Below are 18,272 nucleotides of genomic sequence, written 5' to 3'. Positions count from 1 at the left end.
TTGGGGATGCTTTCGCATAGCCAGCGCCAACCCTGTACTTAACAGCTTTTTAAGTTACCAACGTCCCGGAGGTGGACCTTCATGCCATCTTCCCGGAGGCGGACCGCCGTGCCAATGACGCGGTGGCGGACCTTCTCGCCAGCGGTGGTCGTGATGATAATGACGCGGCGGCTCGTAATAAACCCAGCGGCCTCTTTCATGGCGGTGATGGCTCCACCAGCTTTGTGGACGCCAGCGCCCTCCGTCCCAGTAATTACCGCGCGGATCGCGGTCACCAATACGCAGTGAAATTCCCGGGGCATTCAAACCTATTGACACATTTGCGTGAGCTATCTCGGGCAAGGCGGATAAAGCTGTTATCACCGCGAGTAGCGCTATTATTTTTTTCATATTTTAACTCCAGGATCTGTCCGATCTGATGTTGCTGAGTTTACCGAAGCTATCTTCCTGTTCTATAGGAATTTATCCCATTTACGTAGCCTCACGATTTCCTCACAATTGCTGCAATTTCGCCCCACTTACCTCATTCGGGTAACGCCTTGGCGGTAAAGGAAAATTTAACGCTGCTTATGTTTCGTCGTTTAAAACATCTACAAAGCTTTACGAAAGCTGATGTAAAAATTCTTTGGCGGAGGCCATTAACCCACCAAAATCCGCCCATAAAAAAACCGCCGTAGCGGTTTTCATGTCAGAAAATCGACCCATTAACAACGCAAATCAGATTTTGCAGCCTTCACAATCTGCTTCGTCTTCCAGAATTTCGGGTACGGCGTTAGCTTTTTGTGCCGCTTTTTGTTCAGCGGTTTCCAGCGCAGCATCTATATCGAAATCAAAAATATCGTCGCTCATATTACTCACCTTATACTTTTTGTTTAGTATCGCTTTTTTAGTTCGCTTGCCAGCGTGATTGGCCAGCAGCGTTGAACAAGTATAAACGACCATGCCAAAAGCTTGCCATTAATCTGTGCTCTCTTTCACTGACTCTCAGGATGATTGCTCAAGCTTTGGTCAGTCAGATTTGCGTCCCGCCGATCCAGCTACCATAGTTAAGGGGAGCCAAATTAAAGGAGAAGCACATGACAAGTTCCAACATTAAAGCCTGGGCCAACGTGCGTGAAACCTCACACGAAATCGCTGAGGCAATTTTCGAACTGGCCAATAATGACGAAGTTTTAGCCCAGAAAATCTGGGAAGAAGGCAGCGATGAAGTGTTACCGGTCGCCTTTGCAAAGACCAAAGAGGATTATCTTTTTTGGGGTGAAGAGAAGATAGATCGCAAAAACGTCTGACTTCACGCAGAACTGCGTAACTGTGATATCTCGGATTAGTAAAACTTTTCCAACACGCTGTCTGGCCCTGAAGCCGTTGCTTCAGGGCTTAACTGTCAAAGCCAAATCCCATCTGATGCGCCCACTCAAACACCTGCTCTTTATAGACAAAGCGCGGTTCACACACGCCTGGCTGGCCGGGAGTCTGGATCATGACGGCGATACACGGATAGGCAACCGGACGGGCATCGAAGATAAAATCGTCGATTTCCTGATCGGCAAAATCGGTGGTTTCACCCACCACGCTCGCCTGGAAAATTTCACCCATTATCCAGCTGCGGTACTCAAATTCGTTGTTTATAAATTTCATTTTCGCTCCTGCTTTCGATAGGGATAACGCGCGCTGTCGTTACAGCAGACCACTATGCTAAACATTCACTAACGGTGCAAACTTTCATCGCCGCCACAGCAGGCGCAGACTTCGACCCGCGAGACATCCATGCTGGCTTCACCATCACAGTCCCACTCGACGCGCAACGGCTGACCATTATCGTCTTTGGCGTGAATAAAGCGATCGTACCAAGCAGCCTGACCCTGCATCGTTTCGGTCAAGATAAGCTTGTCGCCGGCATAAATACGCGCCGTTGCCTGAGCGCTCTGTTTCTCGCCCGCAACCTGTTTATGAAGATGATGAATGGTGAGTTTGATACGTTCCACGGCGGCTCCTGATGCGGCAAAGATTATTTTATCACCTCTTTGCGTACTTTTCATTGCGTTCAACTTATCGTGTGGGCGATGAACCGTACTTAGCATTAAGTTTAACAGAGCCGCCGTGGAAGCGGGATAGCAGGAGCAAAAGTTATTACTGCTTTTAGGGCAAAAATGGGATAAAAACTAAGCAAGTTGTGCGTTGTGTATCATTGTCGGCGCAGGCTGATACTGACGATCCAGATCGTAGACGTCGTAAAAGTCGATCGCACCTTTGTTCTGCACAATGCGTTGCACGTGCGATTTGAAACGGCTGTCGACCTCATTGCTGGCCAGCAGCTTAGCCACCGCCTCGGCGGAGATTTCGCGAATAAAGAACCATTCGCCGCTATAACAGACGCGCAAGTCCAGCACGCCAATATCTTCGTAACGGTAGGTCGGCTTGATCTCTAATAAAAGCATTGCCGACATGAATATCAGGAAGAAGGTAAAGCCGGCAAACCAGCCTAATCCCATATAAGGCGACGCGTACATGACGATGCCGACGGCGATATACCCCACCAGCATGGCGAGGCACAACCACGGGTGATTAATGAAAAACTCGCTATTAATTCTCGGTTTACCGTCTCGGCCTTCCGCACGATTAATGCGCTCTATCTCACTATTCAGAATTTTTTTAACGACATCCATTGATAACCTCACTACATTCAGTCAGGACAATACTGCGATTTGATAAGATGATTTTATCACCGCCACTGTTATAGCGCGTAGAGCAGTTAATAAATAAATATCGGCAATCTGTTATAGATTGAGACTAAAAGAGGAACGCATCGTGGCATTTATGATACTGGAAAAACCGACCAAAACCGTCGCCAGCTACCGCGTGGTTGGCCCTTATGAACAAAGCGTTAAGCAGGGATTTGCGGCGCTGACTCCGTGGGCAGAAAAAAATGGCCTAGGCGAAAACGAATGGTTGACGATTTTTTGGGATAATCCGCTGGCAACCGCGCCAGAAGCCCGCCGCGCCGATGCGTCAGTCAGCGTCGATGAACACTTCACCTTGGGCGAAAACGCCGAAGGCATCGAGCTTCAAACTCTTCCGGCGGGTACTTATGCCGCTTTTCACACCACCGTCGACAGCGAAAACTTTGCTCAAGCCTGGACCGATTTCATCGAGGTCCATCTCGCCAGCAGCGGTTATCGCCCCGATGGTCGCGCCTGTTATGAACAGTATTTAAATGATGGCCGACAAACCGGCGTATTTGAAGTGGTGTTCTATTTATCGGTAACGGCTCAATAAAGCAGAGAAATAGCATTATCGCGGCAATAATCGCCGTACGACTGAGGCGGCGCTGAATCAGTAATTAACTGGGTAAACTGATTCAGCGGCGCGATAGCGGCGGGCCTCACCTTGTCAAATTTACTGCTGTCGGCAACCAGAATCTTTTCCCGCGCGCGTTGCATCGCCTGATGCTTCATTAATAACTCATCGAAGTTAAAACAGCTGACGCCATAATCCAGGCTAATTCCCGCCGCCGAAATAAACGCTTTATCAGGCAGAACGTTCATTAATTCGCTGCTGCTGTGACCAAACGGAATAAAAATATTGTTGCTGGCGCGATATTTGCCGCCACACATAATGACCTCACAGTGCGGTTTGTCCTGCAACGCTAAAAAGGTGTTCAGCGAATAACAGATGGCGCGGAATACCCGCGGATCGGGAATATGCTCGATAATATAGGGCGTGGTGGTGCCACAATCGAAAAACACCAGATCGTCGTCGGCAATCAGTTCGGCAGCGAGCGCGCCTAGCCGCTGTTTTTCGGCTGTCTGGCGATTTTTTTGTTCGCTGACGAAATAGTGCGTCGCCGGATTATTTTTCGGATCGATAACAATGTAGCCGCCCAGCAGAATCAACGGCGAATCCGCGACATTAAGGTCGCGGCGCACGGTCATTTCGGACACGTCGAGCAGCTGCGCCGCCTCTTTGAGATGGATTTTATCGTTTTTCTTGAGGCTGGCGAGCAGCCGTTGCAGCCGCTCTTCGCGCTTGTGTTCCATTATCGTTTTCCGTTCCCGCTTTTCATTTTTTTCTTTTTTTATTCCAGCTCAATTTTTGGCTTACTGGATCTTTTCCAACGTCAACCAGCCACCGAAAACGGCACCCGTATCGATATAAAACTGGTTGCCGTACTGCTGGACTTTTTCTACCGGCGTATGACCGAAATAGAAACGCTGCGCGCCCTCAATGTCTTGAACCTCTCCTTCGCGCGATTTGCCGAGACGCTGACGGCTCCACATAATTTCATGCGCACTTAACGGCACGCCGCTGATATAGCGCGTGGCCGGATAATCGGCGTGCGCAATAATAACCAGCCCTTTCGCCGTGCTGACCTCAATAACGTGAGGCAACGCATCGACCTTTTTAAACAGCTCGCGAACGCGAATTTCCACTTCAACCGGCAGTTTATAGAACCAGTCGCCGCCGTTACTCAGCCAGCGGCTGACGTGCTGACCTTTAAGCGCGTCAACGCCCATCTGCTCGTGGTTGCCTTTTACGCAGGCAAACCACGGCTGTTCCAGCAATTCCAGGCAGCCTAAACTGTTTTCGCCGCGATCGATAATGTCGCCGACCGAGACCAGCAAATCCTGCTCTTTGGAGAATTCATTGGCCTCGAGGATTAAATTCAACTGCTTAAGGCAGCCGTGAATATCACCAATGACATAAATGTGGCGATAGTTTGAGCCATCAATTTTCTGATAGCGCGCCATGTCGAACAGCGATTCGTTTTTTTCATTGAGGCGAGCCCCGCCCTCTTCGCTCGAACGTTTTCTCTGCACGGATTGACCTCGTCTGCTGCTCGACCTGCGCCGCTTGCCGTGAGAAATGCGGTATGAAATCAGGAAAAAGATCACCAGCAAGACAAAAATCGCGGGGATTGCCATAACAAAATCCACTACAACTCCTTAATGTGAAGGCCTGCGGGAAAATAACCCATCGGCGATACCGGCCCGGCAGGACGTCCATCCGGCCGTAATAAAACGTTTAATAGTAACGAAATTCAATTAGATCGGCTGCTGAATCGTCTATTGCACAAATAGCGTTAAGGGGTTGACCGCTTTTTGCGCTATACTACGCGCTGGCCCAGATAAAACCGGAGGTTTTATGAGCTCCACCGCTGTTCACACTCCCGATGAGTGCCCTTTATGCCAAAGTACAATCAAGACCAAAACTTCACTTAATCTAACTGAAAAAGTGGTCAACGTAACCTGTACAACCTGCGGACGTTACAGTATTTTCCGCAAAACGATGCAAGAGATTTCAATTGACCGAAGCAAGCGCGTTGCCCTGCAAGCCTTCTTCTCTAGTCAACCAAACTACCATTTGCCGTTATCTCTTAAAGCGATCAGTAATCCTGAACCCGCGGGCGATTTCTAGCCCTATAACCGCCCTTCGGGGCTGTTTTTTCTTTTGCACTTCCTTCCCTGCTTTTCTTGATTCAAATCCTTTTCAAAGTCTCAATCCCTTCAAACTTGTCTCTCAACACCCCTGTGCCTTGACAAAATTGCGATCTGCCTCACAATTTTAAGGTGGGATCGCAGCAGTTTCGTCTCGATACGGAGCTCGTTTGCGTTTGGAAAGCCTCTCTCAACTTTCGGAAATTGCTAACCTTTTTGGTTCGCCAAAAGAGTGTCGCTAAAACAATCCCGCCAAAGGGATGCTGATAGCGAATTTTAGCCGAAAGTTGAATGACTTCAGGAACGCCTATGAAGATTATCAACCATCATCAGGTCTCAAGACGAGACTTTTGCCAACTTTTGTTACTGGCTTCGGCCATGCCGTTGACCGGATTTGCTCAGGATAACCTCTCTCAGCCGTCTATCCGCGCCCTTAAATTAAATAAAACGGTAGGCGGCGTCCCTAATGATAAGCTTCCTTTACTGATTTATCAGCAGGCAGTACCGCAAAATAAAACAAATGCCGATGCTTACTTTACGGAGCTGTTCGCCCGCAACGGCTGGCCGATGCAGTGGCGTTACCAAATTTTTACTTTTACCCATTATCATTCAAACACTCACGAGCTTTTGGGTGTCAGCAGTGGCGATGCAAAAGTGCAGTTGGGAGGCGAAAACGGTCCGATTGTCCCTTTGAAAAAAGGCGACGTGGTGCTGATTCCGGCGGGCGTCGGGCACAAACAGCTGTCGGCCAGCGCCGATTTTCAGGTGTTGGGGGCCTATCCAAAAGGCTTGAGTCCCGATCTCTATCATGACGATCCGTCAACATTGCCCGAAGCGCGGCAAAATATTGCCCACGTCGCTTTACCCTCGACCGATCCGGTGACCGGCAATCAGGGCGGCCTTAAGCAACGATGGCAGCCAAGTTAAATTTTCTCTCGTTCTCAGCCTGTAGGACACCCACTTGATAACAGCAGCGGCGCTTCGCCTGCGTCGCTAACCTGCTGCTTAAGTCAAATTAATACCCTGTTTTTAAACGGCTTTTAATTAAACTTTATTTGAATTTTTACTGAATACGTTTTGTGCAAATCTCTTGCATTTATGACGCTTTCACCAACCCCATCTAAAAAGTGTTTTATCTCGCCATAATTATTTTTCCAGTGAATCAGCCTATTCTTTTACATCTTGAAATCTTATTCCGAATTTAAATCCGGTGATAAAAACTTAGCATGATTATGTTTTTTCAACGGGTAATGGGACTTATGGAATTCGCACACTCATCGGCTTTACCGAATCAGTCTGGCGCCATGACGGCACCTGAATTGATCACTAGAATAGACGCCCTGCCCTCGTCAGCGGGACTGTGGCGCTTCATTATATTATTGGCAATTGGTGGTTTCTTTGAACTCTACGATCTGTTTCAAACGGCGTACATCAGTCCAGGACTGATCGCCGAAGGCATTTTCCACACCGGCAGCGGCGGCGTGTTCGGCATCTCGGATCAGGCCGCTTTCGCCTCTTCCACCTTCCTCGGCCTGTTTGTCGGCACCAGCCTGTTAAGCCCTCTGGCCGATAAGTTTGGCCGTCGCCTGACCTTTATGTTCGCCCTGCTGTGGTACAGCTTTTTCACGCTGCTGATTGTGTTTCAGAATCAGGCGGAGTGGATTATTTTTCTGCGTTTTCTGGTCGGCGTGGGTCTTGGCATCGAGCTGGTCACCATCGACACGTATCTGGTCGAAATGGTGCCAACGCGGCTGCGCAGCAAGGCGTTTGCCTTCTCCTTCTTTATTCAATTTATGTCGGTACCTGCCGTCGCGCTTATTTCGTGGTGGTTTGTGCCGCACACCTGGTTTGGCCTCACCGGCTGGCGTTACGTGCTGCTGGTTAGCGTGGTGTTTTCGCTGTTTATCTGGGTGGTGCGTAAAAAGCTGCCGGAATCCCCGCGCTGGCTGATGCAACAGGGTCAACCGGATAAAGCGCTGCAAGTGCTTGAAGAGATGGAAAAACGCTGCGGCGTAGGCAAGGTCGAAAGGCTGGAACAGCTGGTGACGTTGCAGGATGAACAGCAGTTTGAACGCCGTGGCCGTTTTAAAGAAATCTGGACGCCACAGTTTCGCAAACGCACCATTATGCTGATGGTTTTCAATATTTTTCAGGCGATCGGCTTCTTCGGCTTTGGCAACTGGCTGCCCGCGCTGCTGGCCGGTCAAGGCAGCAGCTTCACTCACAGCCTCTCTTACTCGATTATTATCACCCTCGGTTTCCCGATTGGCTGTCTGGTGTCCGTGCTGTATGCCGATAAGTTCGAAATTAAATGGCAAGTCGTGGCGGGCGCGATGGGCGTGGTGATTTTCGGCGCGCTGTTTGGCTTCCAACGCAGCCCGTTAGGCATGATTTTCTGCGGCTTTATGGTGAGTTACTGCAACGCGTGGATGACTTACAGCTTCCACTCGTATCAAACGGAGATTTTCCCGACGCGCATTCGCGTTACCGCCGTCGGCTTCTGCTATTCGTTCAGCCGATTGTCGACGGTATTTAGCAGCATTATCATCGGCTTATTCCTGCAATACACCGGCAATGTCGGCGTGTTGGCATTTATCGTCGCCAGCATGGTGATTGTGGTGCTGGTGATTTCGCTGTTGGGGCCGAAAACCAAAGATATCGAACTCGAAAATATCTAACCCGATTTCTCGCTGCGGGCGGCTTCGAAAGAGGCATCCTCGGCCCGCAGCGAGATTTTCCGGCTTATTGAACGGTCGGCCAGCGTTCCGATGAATAAAGCCACATACGGATATTAAACAGATAAAACAGCGGCATAAACAGATGCATATCCGCACGGCAAACTTGCTCGACCTGCAACAGCAGCTGATTGAGCTCGGCCAGCAGTGAGGCAGGCGGCGCGATATAAATGTTTTTCAGCCTGAGCTTGATAAAGTTATTAATTTCAAACAGTAGCGCGTCGGTTTCAATGCCGTTTTCGCGCAGCAACGCCTCGTGACGGGCATAAAAATCAAACACGCTCACGCCAATCCAAATTTCAGTAATCAAATTGCCCCCCAGCGCCACATTAGGGATCGGGTCAATCTTGATGCGCGGCAAAATGATATTGACCTTATCCAGCATCCCCGCCACGTAATGTTGACGGCTCAGCAATGAGGCGTTGTTCATTTTTATCGCCTGAGTAAACTGCAATAACTCCTTGATGCCCCGCCGCAGCGCGCGTTTAGCGGTCCACGAAGGCCGCTTATTGCGAATAATCGCGGTGACCAGCACGGCCATCAGGATGCCGACGACGGTCGAAATCGCCGAGTTAAGAATGGAAAGCGGATCGGGGCGAAAATCGTGGCTCATGCCCATGAAGCTCGGGATTTGCGTGGCGATAATCAAACCGAAAATGTTGCTCGCCGGATTAGCGATAACGATACCCAAGGCAATCAGCCCGGGAGCCAGACAGATAATCAGCGCTTCGAAACTGGTGGCGTAGGGAATAATGACGACCGTGTAAATCAGGCTGGCGGCAATCGCGATAATCACGGCCTTGAGAAAGACCTGCAAAGAGGCGATCGGGCTGTCGTGCGCGGCAAAAAACGAGCAGGCGATGGCCGCCATAACGGGCGCGGTGCCGCCGTGTTTCCAGCCGCTGCCTATCCAGAACAGGCAGCAAAGCATAGTCACAATGAAAATGGTCAGCGACGAAAGGAAAATCAGTCCCTTATCGGCGTGCTTCTTGAACAGGGTAAATTTAGCGGGATTTCTCTCATCGCTAAAGGCGCTGACTTTCTCTTTAACGCCCAAATAGGCGTGAGCGATGCGAATAAAGTTCTGCAAACGTTCGACCAGCCCCGTCAGCAGCAGGCCCTCTTCCGCGCTCATCTCACCCGTGACATACAGCGTTTTAATTCTCTCCTGCGAGGCGACCATCTCCTCCACCAGCGTGGCGGTATTGCCAAACTGCTCGGGATTATGCAGCCAGAGAAGGAAGTGGCTAAAGGTTTCGGCCAGAAAGTCGGGAAAGGTAACCCCATGCTCGCCCAGCAGAATCAGCCGTTTTTCAATCGCCGTCAGGGTCGGGATTAGATAGGACAAATGCTGGTATTGCACCGCTACCATGCGGATGAGCGCTCGCGCCGAGTCGCCTTCATAAACGCAGTGAGTGATCAGCGCCTCGACGTTGACCGGATAATTGGCCATCTGAATCAGGATCTGTTCGTGTTCCAGGGACTTTTCTTTCGAAACTCGCGTGACCATTTCGCCACAGAGTTTTTTGGCGCTTTCGAACCAGTTATTAACGCTGATTTCCAGCAGGGTACTCATTTTCACCGGGAAAATGATCATGTGGATTAGCGTGCTGCAAACGATAGCCACGGTTATCTCTTCGATGCGCGAGATAACCGTATAAGTGATGTCCAGCGGCGAGGTGACGTCGGCAAAACCCATGATTGCCGCGCTATAGCCGGCCAGCATGAAAACGTAGCTTTTCGGTGTGCGATCGTGCAACGAAAGATAGAGGCAAAACGCTATCCAAAGCGAAACGCAGAGGCTAAACAGCAGCGGATAAAGGACGGTAATCGGGTAAATAAAGAAAATGAACGCACCGCCGAGCAGGGTTCCCATCAGTCGGAATACGGATTTTGACAGCGTCGAGGCCGAGTAAAGCTGAGAGATAATAAAGACGGAGGTCAGGGACCAGGCGGGTTTATCCAGATTAAGTTTTAAGGCGATATATAAAGCCAGAAATGCGGCGATACAGGTTTTTACCGAGAACAAAAAAGCGTTTTTTGTTAGCCACTTCATTTTCTAATTAAACAAATCACGTAGATTTTAAAGCATTATTTTATACCCCTACGAAACTTGTTATCTCTTTTTGTTTGTAACAAAGATGTTCGCAATTATGTACAAATAAAACAAAAAGTCACCCGCAGGTGACTTGTGTTGTTAACTGGAGATCTTGATGACGCGCCGCTGTTAATAGTTTCTATTTACCGAAGTTACTCATTACCGAAACTACAGATTACCGAAGCTAAAAATTACCGGCGCTACGCATTATAAGGGCTGCGCTGAAGCGAGGGAATTTAGCGCGGGCCAGCGCTGGGTCGGATAGAGCGCCATGCGGATGTTAAACAGATAAAACAGCGGGCTGAACAGCTGCATGTCGTCGCGACAGAGCTGCTCGGTGCGCACCAACAGCTGATCCAGCTCGTCGAGCAGCGTTTGCGGCGGCGCAATATAAATGTTTTTCAGCCGACGTTTAAAATAGCGGCTGATTTCGGTCATCAGCGCGTCGCTGTCGAGACGTTTATCTTTGAGAATCTCGTGATGACGGGCATAAAAATCGTAGCAGTTAACGCCAAGCCAAATCTCGGTAATCAGGTTGCCGCCCAGCGCGACGTTCGGGGTCGGATCCACCGTATTACGCGGCAGAATAATGTTGATTTTATCAATCATGCTGGCGACATACTGCTGCCGCGCCAGCAGTGAAGAAGCATTGATGCGGATTTCACCGGTGAACTGCAACAGCTCTTTGATGCCACGGCGCAGCACGCGACGCGCGGTCCAGGCAGGTCTTTTGTTGCGAATTAACGAGGTCAGCACCACCGCCATCACAATGCCGACTACCGTCGAAATCGACGCATTAATAATCGACAGCAGATCGGGATGCAGGTCGTGGGTCATGCCGATAAAACCGGGGATTTGCGTGGCGATAATCAGCCCGATAAAGTTGGTCGACGGATTAGCGATAACCAACCCCAACGCCAGCAGGCCGGGTGCCAGCACGATAATCAGCGATTCGAACGTTACCGTCAGCGGAATAAAGACCCCGACATAGATAATGCTGATGACGATGGCGACCAGCACGCCCTTAAGAAATACTTTCATCGACGCCACCGGGCTGTCGAGCGAGGCGAAAAACGAGCACACTACCGCGCCCATCATCGGCGCCGTCGAGCCATCTTTCCAACCGGTGCCAATCCAGAATAGACAGCCCAGCATGGTGGCGGCAAAGGCCGTAAAGCACGACAGCAAAATGAGTCCCCTGTCGCGGTGCTTTCTAATCAGTTTAACCTTGCCGCGCTTTTTCTCGGGCGCCAGCGAGCTGACGCGCTCTTTCGCGCCCATGTAAGATTCGGAGAGCCGAATGAAATTGAGCAGCCGCTCGAGCAGGCCAATAAACAGTAATCCCTCTTCCGCGCTCATCTCGCCGCTGGCGTAACGGGTTTTAATCCGCTCCTGCGAGGCGGCAATATCATCCTGAATCGCCTGCGCATTGCCGCTTTGCTCGGGGCTGTTGAGCCACTCCAGAAAATGGGTAAAGGATTCGGCGACGAAATCGGGGAACACAATCCCCTGCTCCGCCAGCAGGCTGAGGCGTTTTTCAATCGCGGTCAGGGTCGGAATAAGATAGGAAAGATGCTGGTACTGCGCGCTGACCAGTCGAATCAGCTTGCGGGCGGAATCGCCTTCGTAAACCAGATGGGTAATCAACCCTTCAACGTTGATGGGATAGCTCGCCATCTGCACCAGAATTTGCTCGCGCTCGGGGCTGCTGGCTTTCGATTCAACGGTCAACAGCTCATTGCAGAGTTTTTTGGCGCTTTCATACCAGTTAGCCACGCTGGTCTCGAGCAAGTTACGCATGCGCACTGGAAACACCAGCATGTGAATCAGGCTGCTGCAAATAATCGCGACCGTAATCTCTTCAATACGCGAAATAACGGTATAGGTAATTGCCGTCGGCGTGGTGACATCGGCAAAGCCCATGATCGCGGCGCTGTAACCCGCCAGCATAAAAATGTAGCTCTTTGGCGTGCGATCGTGGAGGGAAAGAAACAGGCAGCAGGCGACCCACAGCGAAACGCTGAGGCTAAACAAGAGAGGATGTGTGACCGTGACGGGATAGATAAGGAAGATAAAAACGCCGCCCAACACGGTGCCCAGGAAGCGAAACAGCGCTTTAGACAGTGTTGAGGCAGAGTAGAGCTGTGAAATGACGTACACCGACACCATCGCCCATGCGGGTTTGTCGAGATTGAGCTTTAACGCGATATACAGAGCCAAAAACGCTGCGATACAGGTTTTTACGGCAAAAAGCAGCGCATTTTTGTTCAACCATTTCATAGTGTGATTAATAGCCCGCAAATTTATAAAACAGCATTTTATACCGATCGGCATAATCGCGCTGCGTTATGCGAATTTTAAGTTTGTAACAAAATACACACAACTTTCGCTGAACAAAGCGCCAGTGATTGATAATGCGGGAAGGCGCAGGCAGCCAACTTGCACTGCCCGCGCCTTTCCGCTGGGTTAAAACTCTCTAGTTAACGGTCCGTTACACCCTGACCACGTTGGTGACGACCTGCATGTAAGTTTGCGCCGCCTGACGGAAGTTCATCTGCACCCCAGATGTGGTGTCGGTGAAGGTGACGGCAATGGCGTCGCCGACAAAGCTCGAGACCACCACGTGTGAATATGAGGTGCCCGACGCAATGACATAAACCCGGAACGAGCCGCAGGTTGAAAAGTTAGTTTTCAACGTGATGTCATACATCGTGCCTTCGCCGAGGTATTTGTTGTTGGTCGAATCCTTGAGCAGCGCCAACGCGCTGGTTGCACTGGATGACGCAGCAATAGTGTTGGCCGACCCTACGCCCTCGTACAGGTAATCCTTCATGAACAGCTTTTTATTGAAGTTAACGAAGTCGGCGGTGGTCCCCATAAACGGCGTGGTTTCGACCGTCGAGTTATACAGTGACAGCGCGCTGCCGGTATTGGTAATACTCAACCCGGTGTAGCTGTCGGTGAGCGGCGCGAAGGAGTTTTCATATTGCAGCGTCGAGGTGTAAATCAGGCCACCAATCACGCCTGACAGATAACCCGCGTTAACCTGAATTCGGGCAAACGGCGCGCGTTCGAAATCGTGCAGAATGTCGAAGAAGTTAGTCTGGCTCGCGTTGCTGCCGGCCACGGTGGAGCTGGTAAAGACCATCGCCACGCCGCTGACAGTGGTGCAACTGATGGTTGAACCCGCGGTCCACGGGAAGGTTGCCACGCCATCGGAGGCCGAAATGTCATTCGGTGAGGCCACCACAATGTAGGTATAACCCAGGCTGGTGTAATAGTAGAGGAACTCTAGCTGGTTGGTGCCGTCGGTGAGTTGCAGGCCCGTCTGGCCGACAATCGAGGTCAGGCCGGTGTTGTCACTCAGTTTCAGAATGGCGAGGCGTTTACCGTTGTAATCCCAGTCGCCGCTGAGCTGCGCATACTGCCCCGAGTTGAATAACCAGATCCCGCCCCAGAAGTTGGCCGCAATAAATTTAACGAATACTTTCCAGCCTTCGACAATCGGCGTGGTGCCCGAGGTGCCGTTAGCCAGGAAAATCCCGACGTAGTTGTTAATCCAGTAATCGCCGGTGATCCAGTTAGAGGCGTTCGGCCACTGGTGCGCGCCCATACGAATAACCGCAATACAGTTCGAGGCGTTACCGATGTGAATATGCGACAGCGAGAAGCCGTAACCCGTTGGCTGAATACCGTCGGCCTTGCTGCCGCCGTCCAGCACGTTGATAAACAGATTCAGGCCCGAGGCGTTACCGACGGTGTCGCCGATAACGATCATTGGTGTTGCGGTCCAGAAGCCGGTATTGGCCGGGAAGCTGGAGGTAACGGTCAGCTTGTGAATCGACAGATTCAGGCCGGTATTGTAGATATTACGAATCTGGATCGACCCGGAAATCGCGTAGCTGCCTGTCCCGCGCACCTCGAGAATGCCGTTGTTGGTCGCAGCATCGATAGCGCTTTGAATCGCCGTGGTCCAGTCACCGCTGGCCGACGCCGTATCGGCATAGTCTTCGATATCAATATAGCGCGCAGCCTTGTTGCCGAGCGTGGTAATACTCGCTGCGCCGCTGTTGAACGCCGCCCCGATTGTGCCGTCAGCATAGTTGACCGAGCTGTCCCAGCCGACATAGCCCGCACCGGCAGACGCGCCCAGCGAGGTTTGCATGGTATTCAGCACGCGGTTGGCGGCGGCGGTTTCCTGCGCGGTAGTAAAGGTGACCACCAGCGTGCCGGAAGTTGCGCCGGTTTGTGTTCCCGTCACGGTGAAATTGCCCGCCGTTGCACTGGCGACATCGACGTAGTTGTAGCCCGCCGCGTTGGTGGTTACAGAGCTGAGGTTAAGGTTTGCGCCCGTGCTGACGGTCAGATTGACCACCGAATTCGCTACAGCAGCGCCGGTTACGCTGTCTTTAACGTTGACTTGAACGGTGTTGATAGCGCTGTTGTTTGCCTGTGCGCCTTGGGTTACTGCGGTTAAAGTGATTACATTAGCCATGATAAATACCTCGAGTATTGAGTGAGTTGAGTGGGGTTGATAACGTTTTTGGACAGAGTTATTTCAGGTGCAGCTCTTCAAACTGGCGGATGCCATCGAGCTGGGTATTACAGTTTTCTAAATCGGTGAGTAACAGTTCATTCCACAGCACCGCATCGCCGAAGGTCAGCGGGTTATTGGGCGGTGCCGAGGGCTGGCAAAACGCCAGAAGGCTTACCGGGATCGGCGTGGCCGGTACTTTGACGAAGGTGGTGGTAGTGGCTGAGCAAGCTGTCATTAACGGGATCAGGCACAAACACCGCAGCGCACGGAATCGGCCTGAGCACGGTTTTGATAAAAGTCTGTCTTGCCAGGCTTGAGGTTCGATTGGCCAGCTGTTCATTGAGCGCCACTCCTGCTATCTGGTTATATTTCTCTATGGCAGCGGCCATCGACAGAGAGGCGAATTCAGCCTGCTCCTTTTGCTGGGTCATGCTTAACAAAGCCGTGGTCTGAGACACCGCCCTGTCGTAAAAATGAAAGGCGGTGTAAATCAGCGACATTAGGCTGGAGAGGATCAGGGTCATGGCGATAACGGTTATTTTGTTAATCAAGAGCGCCCCATCAGGCAGAGTTGCCTGTCGATTTCACGACGATTAATCAGCCCGCGATTGCGCTCTTTGTTAACGTAAACCCACTGGCGCAGGTCGTCGCAGGCGGCATCGATGTTGCCCGCGTTAAGATGCCTGAGCAGTGAGGAGCCTTTAAACGCGCTAACGCCAACGTTGTAGGCGAAAGAGTAAAGCGCCGCGCGGGTGTAGTTGTCGATCGGCACTCTGACCGCGGCGTCTACGGCCTTTTTTACCGGATTCAAATGCTTGGCGAGCAGCGCATCGCACTCTTTATCCGAATAGTATTTGCCGGAAATCACGTCGGGGCCGGTGACGCCGCTGCACACGGTCCACACGCCGCCAACGTCGCGATACGCCGTGCTTTTTTGTCCCTCGACGCCTTCGCGTCCGCCGAGCAGCGCCATCGCAATAGATAACGCGGTTGCGCCGCCTAATTTGACCACTTTGCTTCTTAGTCCTGTTGACATAGCCATTGGATACCTACCTTTTATAAGTACTGCCATAAGGACTGCCGCAGCCGTCCAGGAAAGTAAAACAGGAGGTCAGAAAACGAAAAAACCCCGCCGAAGCGAGGTTTTTATTGGGATGGGCTACGTGACTCAGTAACCACTCTATAAGACTACGCGGTAAATTGCGGACCGCGTGAGCCTCTTTTTCAATTATTTTCCGACTGCGTTACAAATACTTTTTAATCAGCGAAACCAGCTCTTCTTCCGCGGCCTGACCGAGGATTTCGAGCCCCTGCTCGACAAATCCCGAGAACAGCTGGGCCTGAGATTTGAAGTCTGACAGCGCCGACGTCGCCACGTCAGATACTGCGCTGGCGTCGGTACTGTCGACGGTCGCGGCTGACGACGTACTGTCCGCCGAAGAACTGTCCGCCGACGTACTGTCAGAAACCAAAGCCGAGGTTGCCGCCACGCGGGCGGCGGCGGCATCGACTGGCACTGCCGAGCTGTTGTTATCAACAGCAGCAGCATCGACAGTAGCGGCATCGACAGATGAAACAGCAGCATCGGATGAAACAGCGGCGTTAGCCGCGAGTGAAGCGAGAGTTAGCAGGCTCATGGTAATTTCCTCTTGGGTTGTGTTGAGCCGCCTTCATTCATGACAAGCAAATAGCAATCAGAAACAAAAGCGGCCCGGGAGACTTCAGATTGAGATAAAGGCGTGCAGGTTATTGATACTTCTGCTTTAACTGCGTATAGGCCGCGTCAACGTTTTGGATCATCGTGGCGTAAGCCGAGGCGACGTAATCGTTAAAGGTCTGATCGTCCGTCGCGAAGTTCGACACGGCGGTGGCCAAATCACTGGCGACCACCGAGGCCGAAAGCTGCGACAGCGCCGAACCCACGTTTTTCCCTACCGTATCCAGCTGCTGCTGCACATAATCGGTAAAGGTGACAACGTCGGCTTTAAAGGCCTCGAGCTCGGCGCTTTCCTGTTCATCCTGCGAGGTAAAAGTCACCACCAGCGAAGCGGACGTGCCGTCGCTCAGCGCGGCGGTCAGCGTGACGTCCGCCACCGAAGTACTAAAGATGTAGACGGTGGCTTCACCGAGACTGTCGGTTGTCGACGGATTTGGCGTCGTCGGGAAGGTTGCTCCGCTGTCGACGCTAAAGGTCACGCTCTGGCCGGAAATCGCCGCGCCCGAGGCATCTACCACCTTGGCAATCACCACGTCAGCCGTGCCGCCCGCTAGCTGATTGTCGATAAGCGGCGTGAGGCTGATGCTCAGCGGCAGTACCGGATCGGTCACCGGCGGCGTGTCGGGCTTGTCGATAAACGTCACCACGGTGGACGCGGTGGTGCCATCTGCAAGCGTCGCGGTCAGCGTGACGTCACCCGCCACATCGCTGAACACATACACCGTCGCTTCGCCCGAACTGTTGGTATAAGAAGGATTCGGCGTGGTCGGGAAAGTCGCACCCGTATCGACACTCCAGGTGATCGCCTGATTAGCGGCAACGGCTCCCGTCGAGTCAACAACGGAAACCAGCACGATATCTGCGGTACTGCCTGCCAGCTGGTTGCTGGTCATCGCGGTAAACGAAATGCTTAACGGCGGGACCGGATCGCTGCCCGGGTCGGTCGCATCACTGTCGAAACTGATAATGGTGGACGCCGTCGTATTATCGGCCAGCGTGGCGATAAGCGTGACGTCACCCGCGAGATCGCACGACACCGAAACGGTGACCTGACCGCTGGAGTTGGTAGTCAGCGGATTGGTCAAAAAAGTGGAGCCGTTATTGGCATTAAAAGTCACCACCTGGCCGACAGCCGGATTGCCACTGGCATCCAGCACGGTGACTTCTACGGTATCTGCGCCGCCACTCGCGCCAGCCAGCTGATGGTCATCAATCGTGTTAAAGCTAATGGTGTACATAATGTGTTCCTCAAATTGAAATAAAAATAACGATAAAGGGATTGGTGTAGAAAAGGCCGCCTGCGTGGCCCTGAAACGAAAAAACCCGCCTTAGCGGGTCTATCGAGTAAAAACCGAGTCCAAATTCGACGCGTCTATTGACCCAGACTCAGGAGATAATCTTTTGAAACGAAGCTCACCACCGTCGAGGCGCTGGTGCCGTCGGCAAGCGTGGCGGTCAGTGTTGCATCGCCTACCGTATTGCTGAACAACGTGACCAACGCCTCACCGGCCGCATCGGTGAGCAGCGGATTTTCGAGAATATCCAGCGTGGCGTCGTTATCTACCGCGAAGGTCACGGCCTGATCCGCTACCGCTGCGCCAGTAGCATCGACAACTTTTATGGCGACCTGAACCGGCGTGCCGTTAGGGCCGGCCATTTGCGTACCTGAGAGAGATTCAAAGCTGATGGTGTTCATGGGCGTTTCCTTTTCATTGCGTAAGATTCATTACGTTAAAATTAATAGAAGCCA

Annotated in this window: 21 protein-coding genes; 5 read left to right on the top strand and 16 right to left on the bottom strand. The window is 51.8% G+C overall.

Annotation, left to right across the window (positions count from 1 at the left end):
* Nucleotides 1-54: 54 nt before the first annotated feature.
* Entirely contained in the window at nt 55-390 is a 336-nt protein-coding gene (locus tag SC206_RS17895) for a DUF2502 domain-containing protein (protein ID WP_332739310.1), read from the bottom strand.
* Between the two features lie 327 nt (nt 391-717).
* A complete protein-coding gene (locus tag SC206_RS17890; protein WP_332739307.1) occupies nt 718-849 on the bottom strand; it encodes a hypothetical protein in 132 nt (43 codons plus the stop codon).
* A gap of 227 nt (nt 850-1,076) precedes the next feature.
* On the opposite strand from SC206_RS17890, the gene SC206_RS17885 reads away from it, so the two are divergent.
* Nucleotides 1,077-1,289, top strand: coding sequence for a YccJ family protein (locus tag SC206_RS17885; RefSeq protein ID WP_332739305.1), 213 nt, complete (start codon nt 1,077-1,079; stop codon nt 1,287-1,289).
* An 88-nt stretch (nt 1,290-1,377) separates the two neighbouring features.
* On the opposite strand, the gene SC206_RS17880 is transcribed toward SC206_RS17885, so the two are convergent.
* The 3 genes from SC206_RS17880 to SC206_RS17870 all read right to left on the bottom strand — a co-directional run bounded on the left by SC206_RS17880 (nt 1,378) and on the right by SC206_RS17870 (nt 2,666).
* On the bottom strand, nt 1,378-1,638 hold the full coding sequence (locus tag SC206_RS17880; protein WP_332739303.1) for a hypothetical protein: 261 nt from the start codon (nt 1,636-1,638) through the stop codon (nt 1,378-1,380).
* A gap of 68 nt (nt 1,639-1,706) precedes the next feature.
* Complete coding sequence (locus tag SC206_RS17875; RefSeq protein ID WP_332739301.1) at nt 1,707-1,985, bottom strand: hypothetical protein; 279 nt, start codon at nt 1,983-1,985, stop codon at nt 1,707-1,709.
* 177 nt (nt 1,986-2,162) lie between these two features.
* On the bottom strand, nt 2,163-2,666 hold the full coding sequence (locus tag SC206_RS17870) for a YlaC family protein (protein ID WP_332739299.1): 504 nt from the start codon (nt 2,664-2,666) through the stop codon (nt 2,163-2,165).
* Between the two features lie 151 nt (nt 2,667-2,817).
* Between SC206_RS17870 and SC206_RS17865 the strand changes: the two genes are divergently transcribed.
* Nucleotides 2,818-3,276 carry a GyrI-like domain-containing protein gene (locus SC206_RS17865; RefSeq protein ID WP_332739839.1) on the top strand — a complete coding sequence of 153 codons (459 nt, stop codon included), beginning with the start codon at nt 2,818-2,820 and terminating at the stop codon, nt 3,274-3,276.
* Here SC206_RS17865 and deoR read toward each other — a convergent pair.
* Together deoR and SC206_RS17855 are read right to left on the bottom strand one after the other, a co-directional pair.
* Complete coding sequence (gene deoR / locus SC206_RS17860) at nt 3,270-4,037, bottom strand: DNA-binding transcriptional repressor DeoR (protein WP_332739297.1); 768 nt, start codon at nt 4,035-4,037, stop codon at nt 3,270-3,272. The two genes, SC206_RS17865 and deoR, sit on opposite strands and share 7 nt — an antisense overlap.
* A 60-nt stretch (nt 4,038-4,097) precedes the next feature.
* A complete protein-coding gene (locus tag SC206_RS17855) occupies nt 4,098-4,934 on the bottom strand; it encodes a metallophosphoesterase (protein WP_332739295.1) in 837 nt (278 codons plus the stop codon).
* Between the two features lie 208 nt (nt 4,935-5,142).
* Here SC206_RS17855 and SC206_RS17850 point away from each other — a divergent pair, with 208 nt between their 5' ends.
* The 3 genes from SC206_RS17850 (at nt 5,143) to SC206_RS17840 (ending at nt 8,113) form a co-directional block, all read left to right on the top strand.
* Nucleotides 5,143-5,415: a hypothetical protein gene (locus SC206_RS17850; protein WP_332739293.1), complete on the top strand. Its 273-nt coding sequence runs from the start codon at nt 5,143-5,145 to the stop codon at nt 5,413-5,415.
* Between the two features lie 329 nt (nt 5,416-5,744).
* Nucleotides 5,745-6,362 (top strand): cupin domain-containing protein, encoded by a 618-nt coding sequence (locus SC206_RS17845; protein ID WP_332739291.1) that lies wholly within the window; start codon nt 5,745-5,747, stop codon nt 6,360-6,362.
* Between the two features lie 332 nt (nt 6,363-6,694).
* Nucleotides 6,695-8,113 (top strand): MFS transporter, encoded by a 1,419-nt coding sequence (locus SC206_RS17840; RefSeq protein ID WP_442976123.1) that lies wholly within the window; start codon nt 6,695-6,697, stop codon nt 8,111-8,113.
* Nucleotides 8,114-8,177: 64 nt separating this feature from the next.
* On the opposite strand, the gene SC206_RS17835 is transcribed toward SC206_RS17840, so the two are convergent.
* The 9 genes from SC206_RS17835 to SC206_RS17800 all read right to left on the bottom strand — a co-directional run bounded on the left by SC206_RS17835 (nt 8,178) and on the right by SC206_RS17800 (nt 18,218).
* Nucleotides 8,178-10,226 carry an FUSC family protein gene (locus tag SC206_RS17835; protein ID WP_332739289.1) on the bottom strand — a complete coding sequence of 683 codons (2,049 nt, stop codon included), beginning with the start codon at nt 10,224-10,226 and terminating at the stop codon, nt 8,178-8,180.
* A gap of 249 nt (nt 10,227-10,475) precedes the next feature.
* Nucleotides 10,476-12,548 carry an FUSC family protein gene (locus SC206_RS17830; protein ID WP_332739287.1) on the bottom strand — a complete coding sequence of 691 codons (2,073 nt, stop codon included), beginning with the start codon at nt 12,546-12,548 and terminating at the stop codon, nt 10,476-10,478.
* 211 nt (nt 12,549-12,759) lie between these two features.
* A complete protein-coding gene (locus tag SC206_RS17825) occupies nt 12,760-14,763 on the bottom strand; it encodes an Ig-like domain-containing protein (protein WP_332739285.1) in 2,004 nt (667 codons plus the stop codon).
* Nucleotides 14,764-14,821: 58 nt separating this feature from the next.
* Nucleotides 14,822-15,040 (bottom strand): Rz1-like lysis system protein LysC, encoded by a 219-nt coding sequence (lysC, locus tag SC206_RS22100; RefSeq protein ID WP_442976122.1) that lies wholly within the window; start codon nt 15,038-15,040, stop codon nt 14,822-14,824.
* Nucleotides 14,937-15,356, bottom strand: a complete 420-nt coding sequence (locus SC206_RS17820) for a hypothetical protein (protein ID WP_332739283.1) — start codon at nt 15,354-15,356, stop codon at nt 14,937-14,939. The genes lysC and SC206_RS17820 overlap by 104 nt, the downstream gene beginning before the upstream one ends.
* Complete coding sequence (locus SC206_RS17815; protein WP_332739281.1) at nt 15,353-15,847, bottom strand: lysozyme; 495 nt, start codon at nt 15,845-15,847, stop codon at nt 15,353-15,355. Before SC206_RS17815 ends, SC206_RS17820 begins: the two co-directional genes overlap by 4 nt.
* A 202-nt stretch (nt 15,848-16,049) precedes the next feature.
* Nucleotides 16,050-16,442: a hypothetical protein gene (locus SC206_RS17810; RefSeq protein WP_332739279.1), complete on the bottom strand. Its 393-nt coding sequence runs from the start codon at nt 16,440-16,442 to the stop codon at nt 16,050-16,052.
* Between the two features lie 109 nt (nt 16,443-16,551).
* Nucleotides 16,552-17,760 carry an Ig-like domain-containing protein gene (locus tag SC206_RS17805; RefSeq protein WP_332739277.1) on the bottom strand — a complete coding sequence of 403 codons (1,209 nt, stop codon included), beginning with the start codon at nt 17,758-17,760 and terminating at the stop codon, nt 16,552-16,554.
* A gap of 134 nt (nt 17,761-17,894) precedes the next feature.
* The gene (locus SC206_RS17800) at nt 17,895-18,218 is read right to left on the bottom strand and encodes an Ig-like domain-containing protein (RefSeq protein WP_332739275.1); all 324 of its coding nucleotides are present in this window, start codon (nt 18,216-18,218) and stop codon (nt 17,895-17,897) included.
* Nucleotides 18,219-18,272: the final 54 nt, after the last annotated feature.

This window comes from Rouxiella sp. T17, from assembly GCF_036663475.1.
GTDB lineage: Bacteria > Pseudomonadota > Gammaproteobacteria > Enterobacterales > Enterobacteriaceae > Rouxiella.
This window is presented reverse-complemented; position numbering and strand designations above follow the sequence as displayed.

What these genes read in the sequence shown, in the direction of transcription:
- SC206_RS17840 (WP_442976123.1), top strand. Translation starts at nt 6,695, where the DNA reads ATGGAATTCGCACACTCATCGGCTTTACCGAATCAGTCTGGCGCCATG.
- SC206_RS17865 (WP_332739839.1), top strand. Translation starts at nt 2,818, where the DNA reads ATGATACTGGAAAAACCGACCAAAACCGTCGCCAGCTACCGCGTGGTT.
- lysC (WP_442976122.1), bottom strand. Translation starts at nt 15,040, where the DNA reads ATGACAGCTTGCTCAGCCACTACCACCACCTTCGTCAAAGTACCGGCC.
- SC206_RS17810 (WP_332739279.1), bottom strand. Translation starts at nt 16,442, where the DNA reads ATGAGCCTGCTAACTCTCGCTTCACTCGCGGCTAACGCCGCTGTTTCA.
- SC206_RS17835 (WP_332739289.1), bottom strand. Translation starts at nt 10,226, where the DNA reads ATGAAGTGGCTAACAAAAAACGCTTTTTTGTTCTCGGTAAAAACCTGT.
- SC206_RS17880 (WP_332739303.1), bottom strand. Translation starts at nt 1,638, where the DNA reads ATGAAATTTATAAACAACGAATTTGAGTACCGCAGCTGGATAATGGGT.
- SC206_RS17895 (WP_332739310.1), bottom strand. Translation starts at nt 390, where the DNA reads ATGAAAAAAATAATAGCGCTACTCGCGGTGATAACAGCTTTATCCGCC.
- SC206_RS17825 (WP_332739285.1), bottom strand. Translation starts at nt 14,763, where the DNA reads ATGGCTAATGTAATCACTTTAACCGCAGTAACCCAAGGCGCACAGGCA.
- deoR (WP_332739297.1), bottom strand. Translation starts at nt 4,037, where the DNA reads ATGGAACACAAGCGCGAAGAGCGGCTGCAACGGCTGCTCGCCAGCCTC.
- SC206_RS17815 (WP_332739281.1), bottom strand. Translation starts at nt 15,847, where the DNA reads ATGGCTATGTCAACAGGACTAAGAAGCAAAGTGGTCAAATTAGGCGGC.
- SC206_RS17800 (WP_332739275.1), bottom strand. Translation starts at nt 18,218, where the DNA reads ATGAACACCATCAGCTTTGAATCTCTCTCAGGTACGCAAATGGCCGGC.
- SC206_RS17890 (WP_332739307.1), bottom strand. Translation starts at nt 849, where the DNA reads ATGAGCGACGATATTTTTGATTTCGATATAGATGCTGCGCTGGAAACC.
- SC206_RS17885 (WP_332739305.1), top strand. Translation starts at nt 1,077, where the DNA reads ATGACAAGTTCCAACATTAAAGCCTGGGCCAACGTGCGTGAAACCTCA.
- SC206_RS17850 (WP_332739293.1), top strand. Translation starts at nt 5,143, where the DNA reads ATGAGCTCCACCGCTGTTCACACTCCCGATGAGTGCCCTTTATGCCAA.
- SC206_RS17870 (WP_332739299.1), bottom strand. Translation starts at nt 2,666, where the DNA reads ATGGATGTCGTTAAAAAAATTCTGAATAGTGAGATAGAGCGCATTAAT.
- SC206_RS17845 (WP_332739291.1), top strand. Translation starts at nt 5,745, where the DNA reads ATGAAGATTATCAACCATCATCAGGTCTCAAGACGAGACTTTTGCCAA.
- SC206_RS17805 (WP_332739277.1), bottom strand. Translation starts at nt 17,760, where the DNA reads ATGTACACCATTAGCTTTAACACGATTGATGACCATCAGCTGGCTGGC.
- SC206_RS17830 (WP_332739287.1), bottom strand. Translation starts at nt 12,548, where the DNA reads ATGAAATGGTTGAACAAAAATGCGCTGCTTTTTGCCGTAAAAACCTGT.